Genomic DNA, 7,561 nt, shown 5'->3' on the forward strand with positions numbered 1-7,561 from the left:
CGTCCGGCGTTTGAGGACGAGGCGCGGAGCGCCGATACGGGGTCCGGGGCGGAGCCCCGGTTTCGGGAAGGGGCGGGATTGGGGAGCCCCCGGCAGGGCCCCACACCCCCTAGAAGAACACCGACCTCCGCTGCACCAACAACTTGTACAGCGTGTGCTGAATCTGCTCCCGCACCTGATCCGTCAGATTGAACATCAACATCGGATCCTCAGCGGCCTCAGGCGGATACCCATCCGTAGGAATCGCCTCCCCGAACTGAATGGTCCACTTCGTGGGCAACGGCACCGCCCCCAACGGCCCCAGCCAAGGAAACGTAGGAGTCAGCGGAAAGTAAGGAATCCCCAACACCCGGGCCAACGTCTTCGCGTTCCCGATCATGGGATAGATCTCCTCGGCCCCCACGATGGAACAGGGCACGATCGGCGACCCCGTCCGCAACGCCGTGGAGACGAACCCACCCCGCCCGAACCGCTGCAACTTGTACCGCTCACCAAAGGGCTTCCCGATCCCCTTGAACCCCTCGGGCATCACCCCGACGAGCTCCCCCCGCTCCAGCAACGCCTCCGCGTCCTCCGCACAGGCCAACGTATGCCCGGCCTTGCGCGCCAGCTCGTTCACGACCGGCAGCATGAACACCAAATCGGCGGCGAGCAGCCGCAAATGCCGCCCATGCGGATGGTTGTCGTGCACACCGACCTGCATCATGAGGCCGTCCCACGGCAACGTCCCGGAGTGATTGGCGACGATCAGCGCCCCACCGTCGGCGGGGATGTTCTCGATGCCCTTCACCTCGACGCGGAAGTACTTCTCGTACAGCGGCCGCAGCAGCGACATCAGGACCTGGTCGGTGAGCTCCTCGTCGTACCCGAAGTCATCGACGTGGTACTCACCCGTGAGCCGCCGCCGCAGAAAGGCGAGACCGCCCGCGATCCGCCGGTCCCAGCCGCCACCACCCCCACCACGCGGCTCCGGCACGGAGGCCGACTCCGCCGCCGCGCCCTGCCCCGCACCCCGGGCCCCGGCGGACCGAGCATCGGCGTCGACCGAACCGACGGCCCCGGCGGCCCCCGCGGCCCCGGTGTCCAGGGGCTCCGCCCCCGGAGCGGCACCCGCGGGCGCATCCCCGTTCAACCGGCCCGGAACGGCCTTGACCTCGCGCACCTTCGCCCCGTCGCCCGGACGGCGCGGCCCGGGCCTGCGACGCCCCGGCCGCTGGCCGCCCCCGCGCGACCGGTCGTCGTCGAACGGAATGACCTTGGCGTCCGCCATCGTTGACGATCTCCTCAGTTGGCGCTGTGGTGGGCACTGTTGTCGGCTCCGCGTCCGGCGCCGCCCCCGGCACCGGACTTCGTACCGCCGGACTCCGGACCGCCCCCCGCGAACGGCAGCGCCGCGATCCTGTCGACGGCCCCGGCGAGCGCCGCCGGGGGCAGCAGGCCCGGACCCCGGCTGCGTACGAAGTCCGCGAAGGCCTCCGCGGTCGTGTACTTGGGCCTGAACCCCAGTGTCTCGCGCATCTGCCGGGTGGCCACCACCCGGCCGTGGGTGAGCAGACGGATCTGCTCCGGTGAGAAGTCCGTGGCACCGAGCGTACGCAGGGCCGTGCCCACCCAGGTCACCGCGGGCAGCAGCACCGGCAGCGTCGGCCGGCCCAGGCGGCGGGCGCACTGCGAGAGCAGCAGCAGCCCCTCCCCGGCGATGTTGAACGTGCCGCTGTTCAGCGTGCCCCGCTGCGGGTCGTGCGAGGCGAGGCGCAGCACCTCGACCGCGTCGTCCTCGTGCACGAACTGCAGCCGCGGGTCATAGCCGAAGACCGTCGGCAGCACCGGCAGCGAGAAGTACTCGGCGAGCGGCGAATCCGCGGCGGGGCCGAGGATGTTGGCGAACCTCAGCACACACACCGCGACATCCGGCCGCCGCCGCGCGAAACCGCGCACGTACCCCTCGACCTCGACGGTGTCCTTGGCGAAACCGCCGCTGGGCAGCGACTTCGGCGGCGTGGTCTCCGTGAACACCGCCGGGTCGCGGGGTGCCGAACCGTACACATTGGTGCTCGACTTCACCACCAGGCGCTTCACCGTCGGCGACTTCTGGCAGGCGCCGAGCAGCTGCATCGTGCCGATGACGTTGGTCTCCTTGACCGAGCCCCGGCTGCCGCCCGCGAGCGCGGTGCCGGTCACGTCCATGTGGACGACCGTGTCGACGCGGTGCTCGGCGAGGACCTTGGTGATGGTGGGCTGCCGGATGTCGGCCTGGACGAAGTCCGCGCCGCCGAGATGGTGCTCGGGCGGGACGGCGTCGACGGCGACCACCCGGTCGACCTCCGGATCGCGCTGGACACGGCGGACGAACCTGCCGCCCAGTTGCCGGGCCACCCCGGTCACGAGCACGACCTTGCCCAAGATCAGCGCCGCCTTTCCTCAGCCCGCGAGGCGCAGCATGCTCCCGCCCCGCGGCACGTCTGAGCATTACGTCCGTGGCCCCACGCTAGCGGGTGGATGTTGCGCTGTGATGACCGCGGGACGAGCGAAGTGACGACGGACACACTCCGCCGCAAAGATCAAGCCGTTCGCCCGGCTTTGAACTGTTGAATCCCCTATGAACGACAAGCACCGACCCGCCCCTGAAAGTCCTGGCCCGAACTTAACGGGCTCGAACGTGCCGGGCCCGAACGTACTGAAGCCCTCCCGTCGTCCGACGGGAGGGCTTCAGTACGTTCACTTGCGTTCGCTGACGTCAGCGGTCGCTTACTTCTTGTTGCGACGCTGAACGCGCGTGCGCTTCAGCAGCTTGCGGTGCTTCTTCTTCGCCATCCGCTTGCGCCGCTTCTTGATAACAGAGCCCACGACTACCCTCGCTCACTTCTCGGAACATCCCCACATCGCGGGGACATCGGTGCGGGGCGTCTGGGCCCACACGACCTACGTCGGCCTAGCCTACCCGCCCTGGCGCCGAGCCTGTAATCGAGGGACATCGATCAGGCTGTCTCCACCCCCACATAAGAGTCGCGAAGGTACTCGTGAACCGCGTTCTCCGGGACCCGGAAGGACCTTCCGACCCGAATTGCGGGCAGATGACCGCTGTGCACCAGCCGGTACACGGTCATCTTCGAGACTCGCATCACCGCGGCGACCTCCGCCACGGTCAGAAACGCAACCTCGCTGAGAGGCCTCTGGTCAGCAGCCATGACACACCTGAACCTTCCGCACATGACGCGCACCGGCTTCCCCTTCCGGTGACTCCTCGTCGCTGTGCGCTCACTCCCCAGAGTAGGGGCGGGTGATGCGAGTGGGGAAGAGGAGCTGCCATCGGCCGTTTACTGTGACAGACACGCTCGATTGAGTACATAGCGAGTAAGCGGTCGGTAGTAATCAGACCGCACAGCGTCATCAAGCGGAACGACGACGGACACCCGCCCCTCCGCCTCTCCGACGAACAGCGCCGGATCGTCCGTATCCGCCAGACCGATCGCCTCAAACCCCAGCTGACCTGCCCCGCAGACCCAGCCATGGTCCCCGATGACCAGCTCGGGCAGGGGCCCGCCGGACTCCGCCTGGGCCGCCAGGGCCCGTCGAACCGGGAGTGGAGAATGACTGTGTGCGCCGGTCTCACTCCCGGTGGGACGCACGCCGGGTTCGCGCACCAGCGCGACGCCTTGTACGTAGTCAAGGTTGTACGTGCGTAGGCCGAACCGGGTCGTTATGTCGACACAGCAACCCTGCGCGGGGGTGAGAATCGTGCATCCCGCCGCCGACAAGGCCTCGGCCAACGCGGCGTAGAAACCAAGGAGTCGGTGCGGGTGTCCAGTCCCGAGGAGCACGGGAAACCGGTGCTCGGCCGCCACCCGCAGCCGCTCGGCGAACGCGTCCAGGGCCGCCAACGTCCGCTCCGGGTCGATGACATCGGCCCCCGTGGTGTGCCGGGGGTCGTCCGACACCCCGCACTTGTCCGCCATCAGCCGCAGCAAGTCTCCCGCGCCCCAGCTCCATTCGGGGTCGAGCCCGAGAAGTATCCGCGGATCCCGCGCCGCGAACAGCCGGTAGCTCCGCAGGCTCTCCTCCCGCGACGTGGCCACGGGCCCGGCGAGCCGGGCCGCCAGCAGATGCGCGCGCAACGCTCCGGTGCTCAACACGCCCCGATGCTGCCGCACATACCCCCACGGAACCCCGAAAACCCAGAAAACACCCCACAGTCGGGCTAACCCCACCCACTCCCCCCGCCCCACCTCTTTCAGCCCGTCGTGGGGAACCCCCTATGCCAACAACCCCCGCAGCGGAAAAACAGCCCGCCGAGCAGCCAACACAGCCTGATCCACCCGATCCGCGGGGTCGTACCCCTCGTCCCACCCCCGCCACCTCACAGGCCACCGCCCGTCCGTCATCCGCCCAGGCGCAAGCGTCCGCGTACGAGCGAACACCTCCCGCCGCCACCCCTCAGGCACCTCAGCCGAAGGCTCGATCTCCCGCCCGGCCGCGACAGCGACGAGGTGCGTCCAGGACCTCGGCACCACATCCACCACGGCGTAACCACCCCCACCCAGGGCAACCCACCGCCCGTCCGCGTACGAATGCGCCAGCTCATGGCAGGCGACCTGCACAGCCCGCTGCGCGTCCAAAGAAACGGCCAGGTGCGCCAACGGATCCTCGAAGTGCGTATCCGCCCCGTGCTGAGTGACCAGAACCTGCGGCCGAAAATCCGCCAACAGCTCAGGCACGACGGCGTGAAACGCCCGCACCCACCCCTCGTCCCCCGTCCCCGCGGGCAGCGCCACGTTCACCGCGCTCCCCGCCGCCGACTCCGCTCCCGTCTCCTCGGGCCACCCGGTCCCCGGGAACAGCGTCCGAGGATGCTCGTGCAGCGAGATCGTCAGAACCCTCGGGTCGTCCCAGAAGGTGGCCTGCACCCCGTCCCCGTGGTGCACGTCCACATCCACATACGCGACGCGCTCGGCCCCCAGCTCCAACAGCCGCGCGATGGCCAACGACGCGTCGTTGTACACACAGAACCCCGCGGCGCTCCCCGGCATGGCGTGGTGCAGCCCACCGGCGAAGTTCACCGCGTGCAGCGCGTCCCCCTGCCACACCGCCTCGGCAGCACCGACCGACTGCCCGGCGATCAACGCCGACACCTCGTGCATGCCGACGAAGGCAGGGTCGTCCTCGGTCCCCAGCCCATACGCCCCGCGCGCCGACGCCGGGTCCGCGGAGGCCGCCTTCACCGCGTCGACGTAGTCCTCGCGGTGCACGAGCCCCAGCGTCGATTCCCCGGCACGCTTCGCCGCGACCACGTCCAGGTCGCGGTCGAGACCGAAGGCGTTGATCAGGCTTCTCGTCAGCGCGAGCCGGACCGGGTCCATGGGGTGCTCTGGACCGAAGTCATAGCCCGTTACTGCCTCGTCCCACATCAGTTGTGCGCGGCCGCTCATGTCCGTCACCGTATCGGTCCGGTCCGGGAGCGAACGACCGGGCCGACCAGAAGGTCACAAGCACCAACACCATGGGAACGACCATCGCCCCGCGGTAGTTCCACGCGTCCCCGAGCCCGCCCACCAACGGCGAACCGATCAGAAAACCCACGTAGTTGAAGACGTTCAACCGCGCCACCGCCGTGTCCGAGGCCCCCGGGAACAGCCGCCCCGCCGCCGCGAACGTCTGGGGCACGATCACGCACAACCCGATCCCCACCAGCGTGAAGCCCAAGATCCCCGTCCAGGCCCCCGGCGCCACCGCCACCACACCGAACCCCGCCGCCCCGATCACCGCACCCCACCGCACCACGGCGACGGCCCCGAACCGCCTCACCCCCAGGTCCCCGACTCCCCGCCCCACCAGGTTCATCACCATGTAGACGTTGTACGGAACGGTCGCCAGCTGCTCCGAGCTCCCCAGCACGTCCTGCAGGTACTTCGCGCTCCAGTTGGAGACGGTCGAGTCCCCGATGTACGCACACGTCATCACCAGACACAGCGGCCACAACACCTTGAGCGCAACACCCCCACCAGCACCCTCTACACCCTCCGCAACCCCACCAGCCCCAGAAGCCTCACTGCTCCCTGCGCCCCCTCCGCTCTCCCCACCACCACCCGCGTCGACGTACCACCGGCTCCCCACCAACGCGGCCGGCAACAGCACGACAACCACCGGCAGATACGACACCAGCAACGACAGATCCCAGTGCGCCCCCACCCACGCCAGCGAGGCCCCCACGATCCCGCCCAGGCTGTACGCCGCGTGGAATCCGAGCATGATGCTGCGCCCGTACGCCCGCTGAAGGCTCACCCCCAGCATGTTCATCGACGCGTCCAGCGCCCCGACGGCAAGCCCGAACGCCGCCAGCGCGACGGCGAGTTGCCACACCGAGTGCCCCGCACCCGCCCCGAGCAGGGAAAGCAGCACCACGGGCTGCGACCACCGCAGCACCCGACTGGGCGGCACGCTCCGCACCAGCCGCTCGGTGCACACGCTCCCGACCCCCGCCAGGATCGGCACGGCCGCCAGGAACACGGGCAGCAGCCCGTCGGATATCCCGTACTGGTCCTGCAGCGCGGGTATCCGTGTCACCAGCAGCGCGAACGTGACGCCCTGCACCAGGAAGCCGAACGCAAGGGATGCCCTGCCGCGCCGCAGCGTTTCCGTCATGGCTGCGAAGCGTAGGTCCCCGGTCTACCCGTGGGTAGATAGATCACCTCACGACTTTCCCCAGGGGCCCCGGGAGGCCTCCCCGCCTGTCTCCGCCCTCAGCAGCCGGCGCTCACGCAAGCAGGTCCGGCTCACGCAAGCAGGTCGGGCAGCGCTCGCAGGTCGCTGAAGAGCCGCGTGGCATCGCGAAGCCGCTCCGCCGGGGTCATGGCGGTGAAGCCACAGACGTCCATCCCCGCCGCATGCGCCGCCTGCACTCCCAGCGGGCTGTCCTCCACCACGACACATTTGTCAGGAGCGACGCCCATCCGCTCCGCCGCGTGCAGGAAGAGGTCCGGGGCCGGCTTCCCGCGCCCCACATCCTGCGAGCTGAAGATCCGCCCGTCGTCGAACCACTTGTCGAGCCCGGTCTTCCGGTGCCCGACCCGAATCCGCTCATGGCTGCCGGAGGACGCGAGACAGAAGGGCACCCCCTCAGCGGTCAGCTTCTCCAATACCTCCACGGCCCCGGCCATGGGCTCCAGCTCCCGCTTGAAGGCAGCGAAGACCCGCTCGTGAAAGACCTCGTCGAAGTCGTCCGGCAACCGCTGCCCGGACCTTTCCAGGACCAGGTCGTGCACGCGGTGCATGGCTCCGCCCATGTAATCCCGCAGGGACTCCTCGTACGAGGTGGGGTGCCCGAGTTCCGTCAGGTACGCGGCGAGGATCGTGTTGGAGATCGGCTCGCTGTCGACCAGGACACCGTCATTGTCAAAGATGACCAATTCGTATCGCATGCCTAGACCCTAAACGCAGAAAACCCCCGCACCAGAGGTGCGGGGGTTTCCCTTTATCAAATTTAGTTCGGCGGCGTCCTACTCTCCCACAGGGTCCCCCCTGCAGTACCATCGGCGCTGTAAGGCTTAGCTTCCGGGTTCGGAAT

General features: G+C 68.8%; 8 protein-coding genes and 1 rRNA gene. All 9 read right to left on the bottom strand.

The window, feature by feature from the left end:
- Window positions 1–109: 109 nt before the first annotated feature.
- On the bottom strand, window positions 110–1,270 hold the full coding sequence (locus ACFVHO_RS40295) for a lysophospholipid acyltransferase family protein (protein WP_385725513.1): 1,161 nt from the start codon (window positions 1,268–1,270) through the stop codon (window positions 110–112).
- Between the two features lie 14 nt (window positions 1,271–1,284).
- A complete protein-coding gene (locus ACFVHO_RS40300; RefSeq protein ID WP_385725514.1) occupies window positions 1,285–2,403 on the bottom strand; it encodes an NAD-dependent epimerase/dehydratase family protein in 1,119 nt (372 codons plus the stop codon).
- A gap of 345 nt (window positions 2,404–2,748) precedes the next feature.
- Window positions 2,749–2,847: a 30S ribosomal protein bS22 gene (locus ACFVHO_RS40305; protein ID WP_003948845.1), complete on the bottom strand. Its 99-nt coding sequence runs from the start codon at window positions 2,845–2,847 to the stop codon at window positions 2,749–2,751.
- A gap of 131 nt (window positions 2,848–2,978) precedes the next feature.
- Window positions 2,979–3,188 carry a helix-turn-helix domain-containing protein gene (locus ACFVHO_RS40310; RefSeq protein WP_157164103.1) on the bottom strand — a complete coding sequence of 70 codons (210 nt, stop codon included), beginning with the start codon at window positions 3,186–3,188 and terminating at the stop codon, window positions 2,979–2,981.
- A gap of 129 nt (window positions 3,189–3,317) precedes the next feature.
- On the bottom strand, window positions 3,318–4,133 hold the full coding sequence (locus ACFVHO_RS40315; RefSeq protein WP_385725515.1) for a phosphatase: 816 nt from the start codon (window positions 4,131–4,133) through the stop codon (window positions 3,318–3,320).
- 120 nt (window positions 4,134–4,253) lie between these two features.
- Window positions 4,254–5,426 carry an acetoin utilization protein AcuC gene (locus tag ACFVHO_RS40320; protein ID WP_385725516.1) on the bottom strand — a complete coding sequence of 391 codons (1,173 nt, stop codon included), beginning with the start codon at window positions 5,424–5,426 and terminating at the stop codon, window positions 4,254–4,256.
- Window positions 5,377–6,639: an MFS transporter gene (locus ACFVHO_RS40325; RefSeq protein ID WP_385725517.1), complete on the bottom strand. Its 1,263-nt coding sequence runs from the start codon at window positions 6,637–6,639 to the stop codon at window positions 5,377–5,379. The genes ACFVHO_RS40320 and ACFVHO_RS40325 overlap by 50 nt, the downstream gene beginning before the upstream one ends.
- A gap of 131 nt (window positions 6,640–6,770) precedes the next feature.
- Window positions 6,771–7,415 carry an HAD family hydrolase gene (locus tag ACFVHO_RS40330; RefSeq protein ID WP_385725518.1) on the bottom strand — a complete coding sequence of 215 codons (645 nt, stop codon included), beginning with the start codon at window positions 7,413–7,415 and terminating at the stop codon, window positions 6,771–6,773.
- 65 nt (window positions 7,416–7,480) lie between these two features.
- Window positions 7,481–7,561: ribosomal RNA gene (rrf, locus tag ACFVHO_RS40335) — 5S ribosomal RNA — on the bottom strand; the annotation flags it as partial.

It is taken from the genome of Streptomyces sp. NPDC127108, assembly GCF_042677545.1.
GTDB lineage: Bacteria > Actinomycetota > Actinomycetes > Streptomycetales > Streptomycetaceae > Streptomyces.